The organism is Xanthobacter sp. YC-JY1, assembly GCF_021730305.1.
Taxonomy (GTDB): domain Bacteria; phylum Pseudomonadota; class Alphaproteobacteria; order Rhizobiales; family Xanthobacteraceae; genus Xanthobacter; species Xanthobacter flavus.
Window position 1 is genome coordinate 419740 of the sequence record NZ_CP032674.1, and the last position, 19607, is coordinate 439346.

Annotated in this window: 18 protein-coding genes; 14 read left to right on the forward strand and 4 right to left on the reverse strand. The window is 68.2% G+C overall.

The window, feature by feature from the left end; genetic code table 11:
* The first annotated feature begins 99 nt into the window (after nucleotides 1-99).
* Genes D7006_RS02020 through D7006_RS02030 form a run of 3 tightly spaced genes read left to right on the forward strand, consistent with a single transcriptional unit; the run spans nucleotide 100 to nucleotide 3224 of the window.
* The gene (locus D7006_RS02020; protein ID WP_169124630.1) at nucleotides 100-1290 is read left to right on the forward strand and encodes an efflux RND transporter periplasmic adaptor subunit; all 1191 of its coding nucleotides are present in this window, start codon (nucleotides 100-102) and stop codon (nucleotides 1288-1290) included.
* Between the two features lie 24 nt (nucleotides 1291-1314).
* Complete coding sequence (locus D7006_RS02025) at nucleotides 1315-2460, forward strand: ABC transporter permease (RefSeq protein WP_169124631.1); 1146 nt, start codon at nucleotides 1315-1317, stop codon at nucleotides 2458-2460.
* Complete coding sequence (locus D7006_RS02030) at nucleotides 2457-3224, forward strand: ABC transporter ATP-binding protein (RefSeq protein ID WP_237355345.1); 768 nt, start codon at nucleotides 2457-2459, stop codon at nucleotides 3222-3224. The genes D7006_RS02025 and D7006_RS02030 overlap by 4 nt, the downstream gene beginning before the upstream one ends.
* Nucleotides 3225-3247: 23 nt before the next feature.
* On the opposite strand, the gene D7006_RS02035 is transcribed toward D7006_RS02030, so the two are convergent.
* Nucleotides 3248-3727, reverse strand: a complete 480-nt coding sequence (locus tag D7006_RS02035) for a MarR family winged helix-turn-helix transcriptional regulator (RefSeq protein ID WP_229645226.1) — start codon at nucleotides 3725-3727, stop codon at nucleotides 3248-3250.
* Nucleotides 3728-3985: 258 nt separating this feature from the next.
* Here D7006_RS02035 and D7006_RS02040 point away from each other — a divergent pair, with 258 nt between their 5' ends.
* Genes D7006_RS02040 through D7006_RS02055 form a run of 4 tightly spaced genes read left to right on the forward strand, consistent with a single transcriptional unit; the run spans nucleotide 3986 to nucleotide 7781 of the window.
* On the forward strand, nucleotides 3986-4498 hold the full coding sequence (locus tag D7006_RS02040; RefSeq protein ID WP_237355346.1) for a flavin reductase family protein: 513 nt from the start codon (nucleotides 3986-3988) through the stop codon (nucleotides 4496-4498).
* A 21-nt stretch (nucleotides 4499-4519) separates the two neighbouring features.
* Nucleotides 4520-6004, forward strand: a complete 1485-nt coding sequence (locus D7006_RS02045; protein ID WP_229645224.1) for a 4-hydroxyphenylacetate 3-hydroxylase family protein — start codon at nucleotides 4520-4522, stop codon at nucleotides 6002-6004.
* A 26-nt stretch (nucleotides 6005-6030) separates the two neighbouring features.
* Nucleotides 6031-6411: a cupin domain-containing protein gene (locus D7006_RS02050; RefSeq protein ID WP_169124636.1), complete on the forward strand. Its 381-nt coding sequence runs from the start codon at nucleotides 6031-6033 to the stop codon at nucleotides 6409-6411.
* 23 nt (nucleotides 6412-6434) lie between these two features.
* Entirely contained in the window at nucleotides 6435-7781 is a 1347-nt protein-coding gene (locus D7006_RS02055; protein ID WP_237355347.1) for an amidase, read from the forward strand.
* A gap of 9 nt (nucleotides 7782-7790) precedes the next feature.
* On the opposite strand, the gene D7006_RS02060 is transcribed toward D7006_RS02055, so the two are convergent.
* Both D7006_RS02060 and D7006_RS02065 read right to left on the reverse strand, forming a co-directional pair.
* Nucleotides 7791-9185: an ATP-binding protein gene (locus D7006_RS02060; protein WP_237355348.1), complete on the reverse strand. Its 1395-nt coding sequence runs from the start codon at nucleotides 9183-9185 to the stop codon at nucleotides 7791-7793.
* Complete coding sequence (locus D7006_RS02065) at nucleotides 9169-9885, reverse strand: response regulator (RefSeq protein WP_237355349.1); 717 nt, start codon at nucleotides 9883-9885, stop codon at nucleotides 9169-9171. Before D7006_RS02065 ends, D7006_RS02060 begins: the two co-directional genes overlap by 17 nt.
* A gap of 208 nt (nucleotides 9886-10093) precedes the next feature.
* Here D7006_RS02065 and D7006_RS02070 point away from each other — a divergent pair, with 208 nt between their 5' ends.
* The 3 genes from D7006_RS02070 to D7006_RS02080 all read left to right on the forward strand — a co-directional run bounded on the left by D7006_RS02070 (nucleotide 10094) and on the right by D7006_RS02080 (nucleotide 11919).
* Nucleotides 10094-10420 carry a hypothetical protein gene (locus tag D7006_RS02070; protein ID WP_237355350.1) on the forward strand — a complete coding sequence of 109 codons (327 nt, stop codon included), beginning with the start codon at nucleotides 10094-10096 and terminating at the stop codon, nucleotides 10418-10420.
* Between the two features lie 131 nt (nucleotides 10421-10551).
* Nucleotides 10552-11391 carry a sterol desaturase family protein gene (locus tag D7006_RS02075; RefSeq protein WP_237355351.1) on the forward strand — a complete coding sequence of 280 codons (840 nt, stop codon included), beginning with the start codon at nucleotides 10552-10554 and terminating at the stop codon, nucleotides 11389-11391.
* Between the two features lie 153 nt (nucleotides 11392-11544).
* Nucleotides 11545-11919: a hypothetical protein gene (locus tag D7006_RS02080; RefSeq protein WP_024280968.1), complete on the forward strand. Its 375-nt coding sequence runs from the start codon at nucleotides 11545-11547 to the stop codon at nucleotides 11917-11919.
* Nucleotides 11920-11987: 68 nt separating this feature from the next.
* On the opposite strand, the gene D7006_RS02085 is transcribed toward D7006_RS02080, so the two are convergent.
* Entirely contained in the window at nucleotides 11988-15704 is a 3717-nt protein-coding gene (locus D7006_RS02085) for a hydantoinase B/oxoprolinase family protein (RefSeq protein WP_237355352.1), read from the reverse strand.
* Nucleotides 15705-16037: 333 nt separating this feature from the next.
* Here D7006_RS02085 and D7006_RS02090 point away from each other — a divergent pair, with 333 nt between their 5' ends.
* The 4 genes from D7006_RS02090 (at nucleotide 16038) to D7006_RS02105 (ending at nucleotide 19556) form a co-directional block, all read left to right on the forward strand.
* Nucleotides 16038-16586, forward strand: coding sequence for a TRAP transporter small permease (locus D7006_RS02090; protein WP_169124643.1), 549 nt, complete (start codon nucleotides 16038-16040; stop codon nucleotides 16584-16586).
* A gap of 2 nt (nucleotides 16587-16588) precedes the next feature.
* Nucleotides 16589-17905, forward strand: a complete 1317-nt coding sequence (locus D7006_RS02095; RefSeq protein WP_237355353.1) for a TRAP transporter large permease — start codon at nucleotides 16589-16591, stop codon at nucleotides 17903-17905.
* A 49-nt stretch (nucleotides 17906-17954) separates the two neighbouring features.
* A complete protein-coding gene (locus tag D7006_RS02100) occupies nucleotides 17955-18941 on the forward strand; it encodes a TRAP transporter substrate-binding protein (protein WP_237355354.1) in 987 nt (328 codons plus the stop codon).
* A 63-nt stretch (nucleotides 18942-19004) separates the two neighbouring features.
* Entirely contained in the window at nucleotides 19005-19556 is a 552-nt protein-coding gene (locus tag D7006_RS02105; protein ID WP_237355355.1) for a winged helix DNA-binding protein, read from the forward strand.
* Nucleotides 19557-19607: the final 51 nt, after the last annotated feature.

Sequence of the window (19607 nt, forward strand, 5' to 3'; positions counted from 1 at the left end):
CCCGTGCCCCGCGTGGGCACGGCGCGTGCGCCTTTCCCCTAAGCCTAAGGCCATCCTTTCCGCGCATCGGGACGTGCGCCGTCGCAGCGAGCGCCGGCCATGAAGCCGGAGCGTGTCCAGCCGGTCCATCTCAAGCCCGACCATTCGGCCGGGTGGCGGCGCTTCGCCGTCGTCATGCTGCTGGCCCTCGCGGCCGGCGGCGCAGGCTTCTGGTGGTATGTGCTGCCGACCCCGGTGGCGTATCACGAGGTGCGGCTGCGCATGATGAGCCTCGAGATCAACGGCCCCGGCCTCCTCGATGCCATCAACCGCGTGGTGGTGACGAGCCGCATCCAGGGCTTCCTCAAAGCCATCGAGGCCGACCGCAACGACAGCGTGAAGCGCGGGCAGGTGCTGGCCCGGCTCGAATCCGTCGACCTGCAGAACCAGCTCGCCGCCGCGCAGGCGGAGGCGAGCGCCGCCGGGCGCATGGTGACGGAGGCCCAGGCCGACCGCGCCCGCGCGCAGGCGGTGCTGGACAAGACCAAGATCGAATACGAGCGCCGCGTAACCCTCGTTCGCCTCAACGCCGCCTCGCAGGCGGAGCTGACCACCACGGAAGCCGCCTTCAAGCAGGCCGAGGCGGACATGGCGCGCTCGGAGGCCGGCATCGAGCGGGCGCGGGCGCAGGTCCTCTCGCAGGAAGCCAACGTGAAGGTGCTGGAGGCGCGCCTCGGCGAGGCCACCATCAGCGCGCCGCTGGACGGCGTGGTCATCTCGCGCGAGCGCAATCCCGGCGACCTGCTGCTGCCCGGCGCCAATTTGATGCAGGTGGTGGAGCTCTCCTCCATCATCATTTCCGCCCGCTTCGACGAATCCGCCCGCGCCACCATCAAGGCCGGCCAGCCGGCGCGCGTCACCTTCGCCGCCGATCCGGGGCGGGTATGGAACGGGCGCGTGCTGCGCCTGTCGCGGCAGGTGGACCAGGAGACGCGCGAGTTCACCGCCGACATCACCCTCGATTCCCTGCCCGACAGCTGGGCCATGGGCCAGCGCGCCAATGTGGCGGTGGAGGCGCAATCGCCCGAGCAGGTCATCGGCATTCCGGAATCGCTGGTGATGCGCCGCGACGGCCGGGCCGGCGTGTGGCTGGCCCAGCGCGGCCGCGCCAGCTGGACGCCGGTGACCCTCGGCTACATCAGCGGTTCCAACGTGGTGGTGACGCGCGGCCTGAAGGAGGGCGACGTGGTGCTGGCCCCGGCCGGGCGCTACGCTTTCCAGCCAGTCAGCCTCGGCACCCGGCTGCCCTGAGGCGCCCCCCATGAAAAGCGCATCATGAATATCGCCCTGAGGGACATGCGCTTTTCCGCCCTGCGCTTCGCGCTGACGGCGGTGGGCATCGGCATGCTGCTGGGCGCCACCATGGGGATGATCGGCCTCTATCGCGGCATCGTCCACGAGGCGCTGCTCATCATCAACGATATCGGCGCCGACCTCTGGGTGGTGGAGGGCGGGCGCTCCGGCCCCTTTGCCGAGACCTCGGCCGTGCCGGCCAATCTCGACCGGCGGGTGGAGGGCGTGCCGGGGGTCAGTGGGACCCGCCGCTTCATCCAGTACAATCAGCAATACACGATCGACGGCAAGCCGGTGCGCCTCGCCGTGACCGGCGTGGACTATCCCAAGGATTCCGCCGCCTGGATCCCGCTCATCGACGGGCGCGCCTTCCGCTCCACCCGCTACGAGGCCATTGCCGACCAGTCCACCGGCCTGCTGGTGAGCGACGTGATCCGCCTCGGCCATGACGACTATACGGTGGTGGGCCTCACCAAGGGCCAGGTGGACATGGGCGGCGACGGGATGTTCTTCGTCACCATTCCCGATGCGCAATCCATCAACCGCGTGCTGCCCTCCGAGGCCGTGCTCCTGAACCGCCTCGCCAAGGGCCGCTCGCGCATGGGCATGGGCGATGGCGGCTCCGTCGCCGCGGTGATGGTGGAGCTGAAGCCCAATGCGGACGTGAAGGAGGTGCAGCGCCGCATCAAGGCGTGGGGCGACGTGGAGGTGCTGACCCAGGACGAGGAGCGCGACATGCTGCTGAACGGTCGCCTGTGGCGCCTCAGGGTGCAGATCCTCGCCTTCACCGCCATGACGCTGCTGGTGGCGGGCTCCATCATCGCGCTGACGATCTACATGCTGACGCTGGAGAAGATCAACCAGATCGCCCTCTTGAAGCTCATCGGGGCGCGGGACCGGGTCATCATCGGCCTCATCGTGCAGCAGGCGCTGTGGATCGGCGTGCTGGGCTATGGGGTGGCGCTGGCCATCTCCTTCACCCTCTATCCGAACTTCCCGCGCACCGTGCTGCTGCTGCCTGATGACCTCGCCTGGATCGCCTTTTCCCTGCTTCTCATCAGCCTGTTCGCCAGCTGGTTCGCCATCCGCCGCGCCATGCGGGTGCGGGCGCAGGAGGTGCTGGCATGAGCGCCCTCGCCGGGCCGGATGCCGCGTCCGCTCCCCGTCCCGCCGCGCCGTCGCCGGAGGTGGTGATGGAGGTGCGGGGCGCCAGCAAGATCTATCTCTCCGGCCCCAATGCGGTGGCCGCGCTCTCGGACATGACGCTGGCCCTGAACGCCGGCGAATTGACCGGCATCGTCGGCCCCTCCGGCTCGGGCAAGACCACCTTCTTGATGATCGCCGGACTGCTGGAGCCGCCCTCCACCGGCGTCGTCCATTTCCGCGGCAGGCCCATCGCCGATCCGCAGACCAGGCTCAACAGCCTGCGCGACTTCCGCCGCACCCATGTGGGCTTTATCTTCCAGAAGGCGAACCTCATCCCCTTCCTGACGGCGGTGGAGAACGTGCAGATCGCTCTGGAGATCAACGATGTCAGGCCGAAGCTGGCGCGGGAGCGGGCGCGCGAGCTGCTGGCCCAGTTCGGCCTTGGTCATCGCGAGGACAATTACCCCACCCAGCTTTCCGGCGGCGAGCAGCAGCGTGTCTCCATCGCCCGCGCTCTCGCCAACGATCCGGTGCTGCTGCTGGCGGACGAACCCACGGCGGCGCTGGACGGCACGCGCGGTCGGCAGGTGATGGAAGTCTTCCGCGCGCTGGCAGACGAGCGGCGGGTGGCGGTGGGGGTGGTCACCCACGATCCGCGCTGGTCTGATATCTTCGACCGCATCGTGGAGATGAGCGACGGCCGCATGGTGTCAGAGCGTGCCGGGGGCGTGGCGGGGCATCTGTAGGGGCGCCCACCAACCCCGGCCCCTCACACCAGCGGCGAGACCAGCTCACGCGCCGTCTCGATCTTCCCGTCGGGGGCGAGGTAGTCGATCAGCTTGAGGGTGCGGTCGCCGGTGCCCGCGAGCTTCGAGATGATGGTGCGCATGGCGCGGAACTCGCTCGCCGAAAGCGGTCCGAACAACGTGTCGTTGGCCGGCGCCTGCACCCGCGTCAGCTCGGCGAGGCGTTGCTCTGCCTCGGACGTGACGGCAAGCAGCACCCGGCGGCGATCGCCCGGATTGGTGGTCTTGCTGACGAGGCCCGCTGCAACCAGCTTGTTCACCTCGATGGTGACGAAGGCGCCGGACAGATGCAGGTGCTCGGCGAGGGTGGCGACGCCTAGCTCCGGCACCTTGCCCGTCAGCCGGGCGATGGACATCAGGATCGTGTACTGGGTGCCCGACAGGCCGATGAGGCCGCCGAGGCGATTGCGCACCTCCTGGATGGCGGCCGCGAACGCGAGCATGTCATGCACCAACTCACGGAATTCGGTGTCCGAACCGTCGATAAGCAAGGCGGCGCGTGACGCTGTCAAAGGCAACGGCCTCCGGCCACGCCCGTTCGTCGTCTGAGGCATGAACGCGTGCTCCCGCGCGCCGTGGACCCTCCCCCTGCAGAGGGGCGGCGCGCCGGCATGTTTTTAGCCGGGGAGGGGGCTTGACGTCCATCACCCATTTGATAATAGCTTTATTACAAAGCTATCTAGCTCCGTGGACATTGCCCCATGTCTTCGCCCTGCTCTTCCGGCATGACCGAGTTCGACCCGCGCGCCTTCCGCCAGACGCTGGGGGCGTTCGCGACCGGCGTCGCCGTGGTGGCGGCCGAGGCGGCCGACGGCACGCTCATCGGCATGACCATGAGCTCCTTCAATTCGGTGTCGCTCGACCCGCCGCTGGTGCTGTTTTCCGTTGCCCGCACGGCGCTTTCGCTGCCGGCTCTGCGGTCGGCCGCGGCCTACGGCATCTCCGTTCTCGCCCACGACCAGCAGGACCTGTCCGGCCGCTTCGCCCGTGCCCAGGGCGAGAAGTGGACCGGTGTGGACCATCTGCGCGGCCATGGCGGCGCGCCGCTGCTTGCCGGTGCGGCAGCGCATCTGGAGTGCGTGCCCCACGCCATCCATGACGGCGGCGATCACGAAGTTTTCATCGCCCGCGTCGTCGCCCATCGCTCGGCCGTGGCCGAGCCGCTTATCTTCCATGCCGGACGCTACCGCACGCTTGCGGCCGTCGCCGGCTGAACCGAACTTGAGGACCATGCCATGATCAAGACCGGTGCCGAGCATATCGAGAGCCTGAAGGACGGCCGGGAAATCTTCATCGAAGGCCAGCGTGTGGGCGATGCCACCACCCATCACGCCTTCCGCCGGTCCATCGCCTCGGTCGGGAAGATGTTCGACTTTCACAGCGCCCCGGAAAACCGGGAGCTGATGACCTTCGAGACCGACACCGGCACCCGCGCCAACCGCATCTGGCAGCTTCCGACCAGCTATGAGGATCTGAAGACCCGCCGCCGGGGCCTCGAGGCCTGGACCGAGCTGCATGGCGGCTTCCTCGGCCGCGCGCCGGATCACGTCGCCTCCTGTATCTCCGGCATGTATATGGGCCTCGACCAATTCGAGCTCTACGACCCGGCCCGCGCCCGCGCCCTGGCGGACTATTATCGCTACGCCCGCGACAACGATCTCTATCTCACCTACGTCATCATCAACCCGCAGGCCGACCGCTCCAAGAATGCGGCCGAGCAGGCCGACCCCTTCCTCTCCGCCGCCATCGTGGACGAGGACACTTCGGGCATCACCGTGCGTGGCGCCAAGATGCTGGCCACCGGCGGCATCATGGCCAATGAGGTGTTCGTCACCTGCATCCAGCCCCTGCAGAAGGGTGAGGAGCCCTATGCGCTCTCCTTCTGCATCCCGATGAATGCGAAGGGCCTGAAGATCCTCTCCCGCAAGTCCTACGAGGCGGGCGCGCCCAGCGTGTTCGACAACCCGCTGTCGAGCCGCTTCGACGAGAACGACGCGGTGCTCTACTTCGACGATGTGAAGGTGCCGTGGGACCGCATCTTCATCGCCCGCGACATCGCCATGACGAACAAGCAGTTCCATGCGACGCCGGCGCACGTCTACCAGAACTACCAGGCGCAGATCCGCCTCTCGGTGAAGCTGAAGTTCCTGCTCGGCATCGCCCGCCGCATCACCGAGGTGAACGGCACCACCAACTTCCCACAGGTGCGCGAGACGCTCGGCCAGCTCGCCGCCGAGGCCGGCATGGTGGATGCCTTCGTGGCCGCCATGGAGGCCAAGGGCAGCTATTACGGCCCCTATTTCGTGCCCGACCGCCACACCCTCTACGCCGCGCAGACGCTGGCCCAGCAGCTCTACGGCAAGTTCATCACCACCCTGCGCGAGCTGGCCGGCGGCGGCATGATCATGCTGCCCTCCTCGGTGCACGATTACGAGAATGCCGAGCTGGTCCGCCTCATCGGCAAGACCCAGCAGTCTCCCGCCGCCAGCGCCGAGGAGAAGGTGAAGTTCTACAAGCTCGCCTGGGATGCGGTGGGCTCGGAATTCGCCTCGCGCCACACCCAGTACGAGATGTTCTATGCTGGCGCCTCCTTCGTGGTGAAGGGCCATTCCTTCCGCACCTATGACTGGGCGGGGGCGGAGAAGCTGCTCGCCTCCATGCTCTCCTCCTACGACCTCGCCGACGAGGTGACGCCGCGCGTCGCCCGCGCCGCCGAGTGACCTGAGATCCACCGGAAGACACAGCCATGGCCATCAACAAGATCCACGACGAGTTCCATACCCTGGACCTGACGACCGGCTGGGAAGTGCCCCCCGGCTATCCCTCGGGCATCCAGCAGAAGATCCTCTCCGGCGGCCTCGATGAAGAGAACCGCGCCGGCTCGCGCTCGCGCCTCCTGAGGTTCGAGCCCGGCGTGTTCACCACGAAGCCCTTCGTGCACGAATACTGGGAAGAGGTGTTCCTCGTCTCCGGCGACCTCACCGTGGGCAATGACGAGAAGGGCGAGGGTGGCGAGAGCTTTCCCCCCTTCACCTATGCTGTGCGTCCCCCGGGCGCCGTGCACGGGCCGTTCAAGTCGGATAAGGGCTGCATCCTGTTCGAAATCCATTATTTCGATCCGGCCTGATTTCTCTTCTTTCGGACGCCCCCATGCTGCCCACCCTTGCCGACCTCGCCGATGATCTCGCCTCCGGCCGCACCACGGCGCGGGCGCTGGTGGAGGCGTGCATCGCCCGTATCGATGATCCGGACGGGGAGGGCGGGCGCGCCTTCGTGCGCGTGAACCGGGAGGCGGCCCGCGCGGCCGCCGATGCCCAGGACCTGCTGCGCAAGGCGGGGGCCGCGCCCTCGCCCTTCGCCGGCATCCCCATCGGGGTGAAAGACCTGTTCGACGTCGCCGGCGAGGTGACGGCGGCAGGCTCGAAGGTGCTGCGCGATTCTCCCCCGGCCAAGGCGGATGCCCCCGCCGTGGCGCGCCTGCGCCGGGCCGGCTTCGTGGTCGTGGGCCGCAACACCATGACCGAGTTCGCCTATTCCGGCCTCGGCATGAACCCTCACACCGGCAACCCCGCCGCCCCCTTCGAGCGGGCGACGACGCCGCGCGTCTCCGGCGGCTCGTCTTCCGGCGGTGCGGTAGCGGTGGCGGATGGCATGGCCCATGCGGCGCTCGGTACCGACACGGGCGGCTCCTGCCGCATCCCAGCGGCCTTCTGCGGCCTCGTCGGCTTCAAGCCCACCGCGCGCCGCGTGCCGCGCGAGGGCGCCTTCCCGCTGTCAACGACGCTGGATTCCATCGGCCCCATCGCCCGCTCGGTGGCGTGCTGCGCGGCGCTCGATGCCATCCTCTCGGGCGGTGACGCGCCGCTGCCGGCCCGCCCGGTGGCGGGACTGCGCCTTCTCGTGCCCACCACCGTCGCCCTCGACGGGCTGGATGCGCCGGTGGCCGCCGCCTTCGAGGCCGCGCTGGAGCGTCTCGCCAAGGCCGGCGCGCACATTGTCTCCGCGCCCTTCCCCGAGTTCGGCGAGATCGCCACGCTCAATGCCAAGGGCGGCTTTGCCGCGGCCGAGAGCTACGCGGTCCACCGCCGCCTGCTGGCAGAGAAGGGCGAGGGCTACGATCCCCGCGTCTCCGTCCGCGTGCGCCGTGGCTCCGAGCAGTCGGCGGCGGATTATGTGGAACTGGTCGCCGCCCGCGCCGGCCTCGTCGCCCGTGCCGCCGCGCGGCTCGCCGGCTTCGACGCGCTGGCGCTGCCCACCGTCGCCATCGCTCCGCCGCGCATCGCCGACCTTCTGACCGACGACGACGCCTATGGCCGCGCCAATCTCATGGCCCTGCGCAACCCCACCCTCATCAACATGATCGACGGCTGCGCCATCTCCCTGCCCCTCACCGGCGAAGGCGGGCTGCCCGCCGGCCTCATGCTGGCCGGCGCGCCGGGGACGGATGCCGCCCTCTTCGCCGTGGCCGCCGGGGTCGAGGCGGCGCTGAAAAACTGAGGGCGTCCCTCAGGAGGCGCGCTCCGTCCGTGCCGGCTTCGGCAGCCGCACGGTGAGGCGGGCGCCGCCGCCGGAGCGGTCTTCGATGGTGACGCGTCCGCCGTGCCCCTCGGCGATCTGCCTGACGATGGTGAGGCCGAGCCCGGCGCCGCCGCTGTCGCGGTTGCGCGAGGGCTCCAGCCGGTAGAAGGGCTCGAACACCGTCTCCCGTTCGCCCGCAGGAATGCCCGGTCCGCGATCCTCCACCACGAGGTCCACCGCGTCGCCGCGATCCTGAAGCGTGATGTCCGCGCACGTGCCATAGGCGATGGCGTTTCCAACGAGATTGGCGAGCACGCGGGCGAGCGCGCCGCGATTGCCGGCGACCACCAGCTCCGCGTCGGCGCCATGGAGCGTGACGGCCGCGCCCTGCGCCCGGCGCGCCTCGCACTCGGCCCGCGCCAGCGCGGCGAGGTCCACGGTCTCCCCGGAGGCGGGGGCGAAGGAGGCGCGGGCAAAAGCGAGGGCGTCGTCCACCAGCGCCTGCATCCCGTCGAGATCGGCGCGGGCCTTCTCCACCTGATCGCCGGGCGGCATCAGTTCCAGCCGCAGCCGCAGGCGCGTGAGATAGGTGCGCAGATCGTGGCTGATGGCCCCCAGCACGAGGGTGCGCATGCGCACCAGCTCCGAGATGCGGGCCTGCATGGCGTTCACCGTGCGGATCACCAGCCGCATGTCGGCGGCACCGCGCTCCGTCACATGCGAGGGCTGGAGCTGGGCGCCGAACCGCTCCACCGCCGCCGCGAGTTCGGAGAGGGGGCGGGTCTCCCGGCGCACGGCGAGCAGGGCGGCAAGGGCCACGAGGAAGCCGAGGATGCCGCCGAGGAACCCCACCGGCAGGCCGAGGAAGCGCACCGTCACGTCGCCTCCGGCCACGATCTCCAGATAGCTGCCGTCGGCCAGCGCAAAGGCCACGGTGAGCCTTGCGCCGCGCAGGTCGCGCAGGCGCTCGACGAGGCCGTGGGGGTGATCGTCGCCTGCGAGCGACAGCGCGATGAAGCGGTCCGGCGGCAGTCCCGTGAGCAGCCGGAGCCGGCGCTCGGCAAAGCCGAGCAGGCGCGGCGTCTCGATGTCCGGTTTCTCGGCCCGGATGGCGACGAGGAAGCCCGGCCCGGCGGCCGCGCGCACGGCGAGATCGCGCTCGGCTGGGGGCAGCCGATCGAGCAGCTGCGCCAGCGCGGCGATCCGCTGCATCACCACCAGGACGGCGACGGGCGAGGAGGACCGCTGGCGCTCCAGCACATAGGCCGCGAGCATCAGCAGTTGCACCGCCAAAAGGCCGGCGACGATGATCAGCGCCAGCCGCGTGCCGAGCCCGAACCGGCGGTGAGGGCGCGCCGCTGCAGGATCAGAGCTGGCGGACATCGGCGGTGAGCAGATAGCCGCCATTGCGGACGGTCTTGATGAGCAGGGCGGCTTCTTCGGAGACGGCGGAGAGCTTGCGCCGCAAGCGACTGACCGAGACGTCGATGGTGCGGTCGAACGGGTCCGCCGAGCGCCCGCGGGTCCAGTCCAGAAGCTGGTCTCGGGAAAGCACGCGCTTCGGCCGCTCCAGGAAGCATGCGAGCAGCTCGAATTCCGCCGAGGTGAGATCGAGGAGGGGGCCATCGGCCTCGGCGACGCTGCGGGCGTCGAGATCGGCCACGAAGCCGGCGAAGGCGACGCGGCGGTTGCGCGGGGCGGGCTCGGCCAGCGTCCCGTCCGCGCGGCGCAGCACGGCCCGGATGCGGGCGAGCAGCTCGCGCGGGTTGAACGGCTTCGGCAGATAATCGTCGGCGCCCATCTCCAGCCCGACGATGCGGTCCACGTCGTCACCCTTGGCGGTGAGCATGAGGATGGGCATTCCGCCCCGCGCCCGTAGGCGGCGGCAGATGGAAAGCCCGTCCTCGCCCGGCAGCATGAGGTCGAGGATCACCATGTCCGGCCGCGCGCTGGCGAGGATGCGGTCCATGGCGACGCCATCCTCCGCCGCCAGCACGCCATAGCCCTCGCGCCCGAGGAAGTCCGCGAGCAAAGCGCGGATCTCGCGGTCGTCCTCAACGATGAGCAGCGTGCGCGGGGCCAAAAGCGGGTCTCCAAGGAGGGCGTGGGTCTCGGCTGGGACGGGGCGAGTTTCGCCGGACGGGAGCACGCCATCAATGCGCGGCCGTGTCGAGGATACAAAACGTTACAGCACCTCACCGGCAGGCAAACGCGATGCAACGGGTATCCGTGAAGCTCTCACCATCGCAACCGGCCATGCCCTGCGGGATGGCGCCTGAGTGAGAACCGAGATGCCCAGCCTGATCCCCTTCTCCCGTTCCGCCGCCATCCTCACCGTCGCCGGCTTCACGATGCTTTCGGGCATCGGCGAAGCGGCCGCCTGGACGCGGACCGGCAGCACCACCACGCCGCGCGGCACCTACAACAGTTCGGGTGCCGGCGGCTGTGCGGGCGGCACCTGCAGCCGCGCCTCCACCGTCACCGGCCCCGCCGGCGGCACGGCTTCCCATACCGGGAGCGTCACCCGCACCGCCCCCGGCACCTATTCCTACCAGGGCTCCAGCACCGGCCCGGCCGGCAACAGTGTGAGCCGTTCGGGCACGGTGAGCCGCTACTGAGCCCAGGTCTCGGTTCCGGGCCGCAAGGCCCGGAAAGCCGGGTCGCGGCAAGCCGCCCCTAGCCGCGGCCCGGCTGATTTCTTCCATCGTTCAGGCGGCGGGGCAGGGGGGCACCACACGGGACCATCGTCATGTTCGGCATTCTCGCCAGCGGCACCGCCGTGCCCCACCCGGCCGCCTTCGCGCTGATCGCGCTCTTGCTGATGCTGGTGGAATACCTGTTCCACCGGCTCAACCATCACGACAGCTACGATCCGCGGGAGACCGCCGCCTCCCTCGCCATCGCCGTCGGCCACAAGGTGATCGAAGCGTTCACTGTGGGGGTCGTCGCGGCGCCCGTCGTGTTCGTCTCCGGCCACCGGCTGCTCGACATCCCCATGAGCGGTGCCTTAGCCTGGATCGCCCTCTTCCTCGGGGTGGAGCTGAGCTACTACGTCCACCACTTCGCCATGCACAAGGTGCGCTGGCTGTGGGCGACCCATGCCGTCCACCACTCCGCAACCCGCCTCAACCTCTCGGCGGCGGTGCGGCTCGGCTGGGGCGGGCATCTCACCGGCGGGTTCGTGTTCTACCTGCCGCTGGTACTGATCGGCTTCCCGCCGCTGGCGGTGTTCGGCATGCTGGGGGCGAGCCTCGTCTACCAGTTCTTCCTCCACCTCGCCGCACCGCCCCATCTCGGGCCGCTGGAATGGGTGCTGAACACGCCCCGCCACCATCAGGTGCACCACGCGGCCAACAGCGCGGTGCTCGACCGCAATTTCGGCGGCGTACTGATCATCTTCGACCGGATGTTCGGCACTTTCGCGCAGGCGCCGAAGGGCGAGCCGCTGGTGTTCGGCGTGGCCGGTGTGGAATCGAGCCTGAACCCCATCCGAATCGTCTCGAATACCTGGGTGGACATGTACCGGCAGTGGGGTGTCAGCAGGGGAGTCAGGGCCCGCCTGAGCCTCCTGTTCGGGCCGCCTGGCTGAGTAGGTATCAAGGTAGGTGGAGATTTGCGTGGAATGCATTTCTGGAATGCGGAAAATAAGCGTGCTGCATCGCAGCAAGTCCGCTATGGTGCACCACAGCTAAAGCGCACCGAGATCTTGGCCGCGGGCCGCACGGAGCGCAGCGAGGCTGACATGAAGAACATCCTCCTCGCCGGCGTTGCCGGCCTCCTTTCCGCGACCTCTGTGATCGCGGCCGCCCCTGCCTTCGCCGGTGAGACCCTCCCCGCCGAGCGTCAGGCCATCGTGACCAATCTGGGTGGCAAGGCTTCCGCCGTCACCTATTTTGTTCGCAATACCAAGGGTTACCAGGTGGTGACCACCCTCGACGCCGCCGGCGAGCCCGGTGCTGCACCGGCCGTGGTCCGCGTGTCCACCGTGCTCCAGCAGCCCGGCGACGAGCAGATCGTCTCCCTTCCCGGCCCGGTCGGCCGTGATGGCACCTCGCTGCGTATCGTCCGCGTCGGCGACGCCATCCAGGTGGAAAAGGTGGGCGCGCTCGCCTACTGACATTTTGCCGCACCGCAGCAGAAGGGCGCCCGTGGGGCGCCTTTTTTGTTGGCTGCGGGAGGGTCTGGTTACCGCTTCCTCAGCTTCGCATCCCCATATCCGCCCCCCGTCGGGGTGACGATGATGACCGCCTCACCTGCCTCCAATACCTTCTGGTCGCAGCCCTGAAGGACCTCGGTGGAGCCATCCAGGCGGCGCACAAACCCTTCTCCCAACTGGCCTTTCTCGCCCCCGTCCACGCCGAACGGGTGGATGCGGCGGTGGGAGGAGAGGAGGGCGCAGTCCATCGTCTCAAGGAAGCGGATGCGCCGGTAAGTCCCTGATCCCGCATGCCAACGCCCCCGCCCGCCGGAGCCGGGACGGATGTGGAAATCTTCCAGCAGCACGGGAAAGCGCGTCTCCAGCACCTCCGGATCGGTGAGGCGGGAATTGGTCATGTGCACGTGCACGCCATCCGTCCCGTCAAAGCCGGAGCCGGCGGGGGAGCCGGAGCAGATGGTCTCGTAATACTGGTAGATGTCGTTGCCGAAGGTGAGGTTGTTCATGGTGCCCTGGGAGGCGGACATGGCCTTCAGCGCGCCGAACAGGCAGTTGGTAACCGCCTGCGAAGTCTCGACATTTCCTGCCACGACCGCAGCCGGATAGACAGGCGACAGCATGCACCCTTCCGGCACCATGATGCGGATGGGGCGCAGGCAGCCCGCATTCATGGGGATCTCGTCCTCCACCATGACGCGGAACACATAGAGCACCGCGGCGCGGGTGACGGGGGCGGGGGCGTTGAAATTGGTGGGCTGCTGGGGCGAGGTGCCGGTGAAATCCACCGTCGCCTCACGTTTCTCCTTGTCCACCGAGATCTTGACCTTGATGACGGTGCCCTGGTCCATCTCATAATGGAAGGAGCAGTCGTCAAGACGATCCAGAACACGGCGCACGCTTTCGGCCGCATTGTCCTGCACATGACCCATATAGGCCTGCACCACATCAAGGCCGAACGTGTCGATCATCTTCAGGAGTTCGCGCACGCCCTTCTCGTTGGCGGCGATCTGAGCCTTGAGGTCCGCGATATTCTGCACGGGATTGCGGGCCGGATAGCGCGCGGAGGTGAGGAGATGGCGCAACTCGGCCTCACGGAAGGTGCCTTCCGAGACCAGCTTGAAGTTGTCGATATAGACGCCTTCTTCCTCGATATGGGTGGCCAGCGGGCTCATGGAACCGGGGGCGACGCCGCCCACGTCCGCATGGTGTCCGCGGGAGGCGACCCAGAACAGGATGGCCTTTCCGGCGTCGTCGAAAACAGGCGTTACCACTGTAATATCAGGCAGATGCGTCCCGCCATTGTAGGGCGCGTTGAGGGCGAAGACATCGCCGGGGTGGATGTCGCCGGCGTTTTCGCGGATGACGGTTTCCACCGAGCGGTCCATGGAGCCGAGATGGACCGGCATATGCGGCGCGTTGGCGACGAGATCGCCCTCCGCGGAGAAGACGGCGCAGGAAAAGTCTAGTCTTTCCTTGATGTTGACCGAGTAGGCGGTGTTCTGGAGGGTGACCCCCATCTGCTCGGCGATGGACATGAAGAGGTTGTTGAAGACCTCCAGCATCACCGGGTCAGCATGGGTACCAACCGCTTCTGAACGTTGGAGTTTTTCCGTCCGGGTGAGGATCAGGTGGTCCTTGGCCGAGACCTCCGCCCGCCAGCCCTTCTCCACCACCACCGTCTGGTTCGGCTCGATGACGATGGCCGGACCCTGCAAGTTCATGCCAGGCTTGAAGTTTTCCCGCTTCACCACGGGCGCGTCGTGCCATGCGCCGCGGGCGAAAAAGCGGGTCTGGGAGGTATCGGAAGGGGTGCCGGCATTCAGTGGAAGGTCCGGCTCGGCGATGCCCGCGCCGCCGCCCGCCGAAATCACCTCAAGCGCCTCCACAACAATGGTTTTTTCCGGCGAGACGAAGCCGAACTGGGCCCGGTGCTTGGTCTCGAACTCGGCGGTCATCGACGCGATGTCGGTGAGTTGAACCGGCAGTGCAGTATCGGTTCCACCATATCTCAGGTGGGCTTTCGCCTCTGTCAGGATCGAGTCAGTCCGGATGCCCTGCGTGGCCAGCTCGGCCTGGGTGGCCGCTGCCAGTTCAGCCTTGAGTTCAACCAGACCGGGAATGAGGGTTGTGGTCATCTCCTCGCCCACCGCGCGGGTGCGCTGGGCGCGGACGGAGGCGAGGCCCATGCCATAGGCGGAGAGGAGGCCGGAGAAGGGGTGCAGCAGCACCTTGGTCATGCCCAGCGCGTCGGCGACGAGGCAGGCGTGCTGGCCGCCGGCGCCGCCGAAGCAGTTCAGGGCGTAGCGGGTCACGTCATAGCCGCGCTCCACCGAGATCTTCTTGATGGCATTGGCCATGTTCTCCACCGCGATGGTGACGAAGCCGTCCGCCACCTCCTCGGGGGAGCGGCCGCCGCCGATCTCCTCGGCAAGATCAGAGAACTTCCGGCGCACCACCTCGGCGTCCAACGGCTGGTCCTGGGCGGGGCCGAAGATCTTCGGGAAGTAGTCCGGGATCAGCTTGCCCAGCATCACATTGGCGTCGGTGACGGCCAGCGGCCCGCCGCGGCGATAGCAGGCGGGGCCGGGATTGGCGCCGGCAGAATCCGGGCCGACGCGGAAGCGCGCGCCGTCATAATGCAGGATGGAGCCGCCGCCCGCCGCCACCGTGTGGATGCGCATCATGGGCGCGCGGATGCGCACGCCCGCCACCTCCGTGTCGAAGGCGGTCTCCAGCTCCCCGTCATAGTGGCAGACATCGGTGGAGGTGCCGCCCATGTCGAAGCCGATGATGCGGTTGAAGCCCGCGAGCGCCCCGGTCTCCGCCGCGCCCACCACGCCGCCGGCAGGTCCCGAAAGCAGAGCGTCCTTGCCCTGGAACAGATCGGCGGCGGTGAGGCCGCCCGAGGACATCATGAACATCAGGCGGATGGCCTCGCCCTCGGCCTCCCCCGCAGTTGCTTCCTTGCCGCCGGACAGTTCCTCCGCCACCTGCCGCACGTAGCGGCGCAGGATGGGGGAGAGATAGGCGTCGGCCACCGTGGTGTCGCCGCGCCCCACCAGCTTGATGAGGGGCGAGACCTCGTGGGAGACGGACACCTGCGGGAAGCCGATCTCCCGCGCCAACGCCGCCACCTGCTGCTCATGCTCGGGGAAGCGATAGCCGTGCATGAAGACGATGGCCACCGCCGCGATGCCGTCCGCCTTCGCCTGCTCCAGCGCGGTGCGCACGGTGGCAAGGTCGGGGGCGGCCTCCACGGTGCCGTCGGCGCGGACCCGCTCGTCCACTTCCAGCACGCTCTCGAACAGCATGTCCGGCAGCACGATCTTCTTGGCGAAGATCTTCGGCCGCGCCTGATAGCCGATCCTCAGCGCATCCTTGAAGCCACGGGTGGTGACGAGGAGGGTGCGATCGCCCTTGCGCTCCAGAAGGGCATTGGTGGCGACCGTGGTGCCCATCTTCACGGCAGAAACGAGCCCCGGCGGGATCGCCGCGCCGGCGGGGAGGCCGAGCAGTTCGCGGATGCCGTGCACCGCGGCGTCGCGATAGGCCTCCGGATTTTCCGACAGCACCTTGTGGGCGACGAGGCTGCCATCCGGCTTGCGGCCGACGATATCGGTGAAGGTCCCGCCCCGGTCGATCCAGAATTCCCAAGGGGCGGGCGAGGGTTCGGCGGCTGACGGAGAGGGGGGCGCCGCGGCGTCGGTTTCAGCGGCTGCGCTCGTCTTCACATCGTCGCTCGACATCGGCCCCGTTTCCCGTCTGGATGGTGGCTGGCGGGGTTGGCAGGCTTCCTGCTCCCCAGTTCGGGCGCAGCAAGGGCGCGCCCGCGAAGCAAAACGCCCCGCTCGCGAATAAGGAAGTCATGGGGGCGATAAAACGTCAACAATTTGTTGACGAAATATCGAAGGCAGGAGAACATCCTTCCAAGAGCACCCGAAAGGCCGGTTCTTCTTGGCCGGCAGAACAAGGGTGCCGGTCTCCAGAGGGGTTCCGATGACCAGCGAAGAATTCCGTCACCGAACGGGGGCCGCGCGGACCTGCGCCCTGGCCCCGGCGCACACCCCGGGGGTGTCGCGATGATCCGCAAGCTGCTCGATGGCCTTTATTTCGCGTCCGGCGTCGCTGCGGCCGGTTTTCTGGTGCTCATCTTCGCGTTGATGATGGGTCTGTCGGTGGGCCGGCAGTTCGGCATCAACATTCCTTCCGGCGACGACTTCGCCGCATGGTCCATGGCCGCCATGGCCTTTCTCGGCCTCGCCCACACCTTCCGCTATGGCGAGATGATCCGCGTGGGCCTCGTGCTGGAGCGGCTCACCGGGCGGCGGCGGCAGGCGCTGGAACTGTTCTCGCTGACGGTTGGCGTCGCTTTCCTCGCCTATTTCACCTGGAATGCCGGTCGCCTCGCCTTTGATTCCTGGCGCTTCAACGACATGTCGCAGGGCGTCGTCGCTGTGCCGCTGTGGTTCCCCCAGCTGGGCTATGCCGGCGGCCTCGCCATCCTGCTCATCGCCATGACCGACGAGCTCGTGAACGTGGCGTGCGGCAATCGCCCCCGCTACGAGAAGGAGCCGGTCTCCTCGCCCGATGAGCTGGTCGACCGCATCGCGTCGGGGGGAGGCGTCTGAGCATGCCCCACCTCGATCTCATCCAGCTCTCGCTGGTCCTCCTCGTCTTCCTCATCGCGATCCTCGCCTCCGGCGTGTGGATCGCCCTTGGGCTCGGCCTCGTCGGCCTTCTGGCCATGGTGCTGACCACGCCGGTGCCCATCGGCCAGGTGCTCGCCACCACGGTGTGGAGCGCCAGCGCCTCGTGGACCCTCGCCGCCTTGCCCCTGTTCATCTGGATGGGCGAGATCCTGTTCCGAACCCGATTGTCGGAGGAGATGTTCCGGGGGCTTGCCCCCTGGCTGCAATGGCTGCCCGGGCGGCTGCTGCATGTGAACGTGATCGGCTGCGGAATCTTCGCGGCGGTGTCCGGCTCCTCGGCCGCCACCTGCGCCACCATCGGCAAGATCGCTTTGCCGGAGCTGGACAAGCGCGGCTACGACAAGGGCATGAGCCTCGGCTCGCTGGCGGGTTCCGGCACGCTCGGCCTGCTCATCCCGCCGTCCATCCCCATGGTGGTCTATGCGGTGACGGCCAACGTCTCCGTGCTGCAGGTGTTCCTGGCGGGCTTCCTGCCGGGCCTTCTCGTGATGGGTCTCTATTCGGGCTACATCATGCTGTGGTCGCTGCTCAATCCCGGCCGCACCCCGCCGCGCGACCCGCCCATGCCGTTCGCAGAGAAGCTCCGCCAGTCGGCCAAGCTGCTGCCCTGCCTCTTCCTGATCGCGGGGGTGTTCCTGTCGCTCGTGCTCGGCATCGCCACCGCCACCGAATGCGCAGCATGGGGCGTCACCGGCGCTCTGGCGCTGGCGTGGTGGAGCGGCACGCTCACCTGGAAGACGCTGGTCGAAAGCGTCATGAGCGCCACGCGGCTCAGCTGCATGATCATGCTCATCATCGCGGGCGCCGCCTTCACCACCGCGGCCATGGCCTATACGGGCATTCCCGTCGCCTTGGCGGAGTGGGTGCAGGGGCTGAACCTCACCCCCGGCAAGCTCGCCCTCGCGCTGACCGTGATGTACATCATCCTCGGCTGCCTCGTGGACGGCATCTCCATGATCGTGCTCACCGCGGTCATCGTGCTGCCCATGGTGAAGCAGGCGGGCTTCGACCTCGTGTGGTTCGGCGTCTATCTCGTGATCCACGTGGAGATGGCGCAGATCACCCCGCCGGTGGGCTTCAACCTGTTCGTGCTGCAGAACATGAGCGGTCGCGATACGCTCACCGTGGCGAAGGCGGCTCTGCCGTTCTTCATTCTTCTCAATATCGCGGTCATCATCATCACGACGTTTCCGGAGATCGCTTTGGTGTTGCCGCGCTGGGTGTTCCCGGGCGGCTGAGAGGAAACGAGTACGCGTCGTCCACAACGAACCAGAGAGAGACCAGAACATGGCGCCTTTCCGCACCCTTGCTTCCGCGCTGCTCGCGGCCGGCCTCGCCGCTCTGGCGAGCGCCGCGCCTGCCGCCGCGCAGACCAAGTGGAACCTCGCCTCGGCCTATCCGGCGGACAATTTCCACACCGAGAACCTCGCCCAGTTCGCCAAGGACGTGGAGGCGGCGAGCGGCGGCAAGCTCGCCGTGACGCTCCAGCCCAACGCCGTCCTGTTCAAGGCGCCCGAGATCAAGCGCGCCGTCGCCACCGGGCAGGTGCAGGCGGGCGAGGTGCTCATCTCCATCCACGAGAACGAGGACCCCATCTTCGGCGTGGACGTGGTGCCCTTCCTCGCCACCTCCTATGGCGCCTCCAAGAAGCTGTGGGATGCCTCCCGCCCGGCGGTGGAGAAGAAGCTCGCCGCCCAGGGCATCAAGCTGCTCTATGCGGTGCCGTGGCCGCCGCAGGGCCTGTTCTCCAAGAATGCCGTCGCCAAGGTGGAAGACCTGAAGGGCGCCAAGTGGCGGGCCTACAATGCCGGCACCTCGCGCATCGGCGAGGCGGTGGGCGCCCAGTCCGTCACCGTGCAGCAGGCGGAGCTGGCGCAGGCGCTCGCCACCGGCGTGGTCAACGCCCTCATCACCTCCAGCGCCACCGGCAATGACGTGAAGATCTGGGAGAGCATTCCCTATTTCTACGACATCCAGGCCTGGCTGCCGAAGAACGTCATCTTCGTGAACCAGGCGGCGTTCGACGCCCTCGACAAGCCCACCCAGGAAGCGGTGCTGAAGGCCGCCGCCGCCGCCGAGACCCGCGGCTGGAAGCTCTCCGAGGAGAAGACCAAGGCCTATATGGACATCCTCGCCGCCAAGGGCATGACAGTGGCCCCGCCCTCGCCCGAGCTGAAGGCCGGCTTCGAGAAGATTGGCGGCACCCTGACCGAGGCGTGGCTCGCCAAGGCCGGCCCGGCGGGCCAGGAGATCATCGCCGCCTACAAGAAGTGAGCCCGACGTGACCCCGCGGCCGGGGAGGGCACTCCGCCCCGGCCGCACCACAGGATCGATCCCGTGACCAAGGACATCCCCCCGAAGGCGCTCGAGGGCGCTCGCCGCAAGGCCGGCCCCTCCATCGTCTCCTCCGCCCATCTCGCGGACGGGGCGCTGCCGGCGCTGTCCGAGTTCGAGTTCGGGCTCAACATGCTCACCCACGCCTATGGCCGCTGGATGGTGCGCTGCATGGCGGCGGCGGGCGTGCCGGACCTTTCGGCCCTCGACGTGCTGATCCTGCACCACGTGGTCCATCGCGACCGGCCGAAGACCATCGCCGACCTCTGCCTCGTGCTCGACGTGGAGGACACCCACCTCGTCACCTATGCGGCGAAGAAGCTGCAGGGCCTCAGCCTCGTGGAAGGCGGCCGGCGGGGCAAGGAGAAGACGCTCTCCGCCAGCGAGACCGGCCGCGCCGTCTGCGCGCGCTATCGCGAGGTGCGCGAGGCGCTGCTGGCAGACGCGGTCGCCGCCACCGGCATCGATCCGGCCCGGCTCTCCGAGATGGCGGCGCTGTTGCGCACCCTTTCCGGCCATTACGACCAGGCCGCGCGCGCCGCCGCGTCGCTCTGAAGCCGGCTTAAGATTCCGCCCGCGCGGGCATGGTGCGCCGGGGGCGTTCGG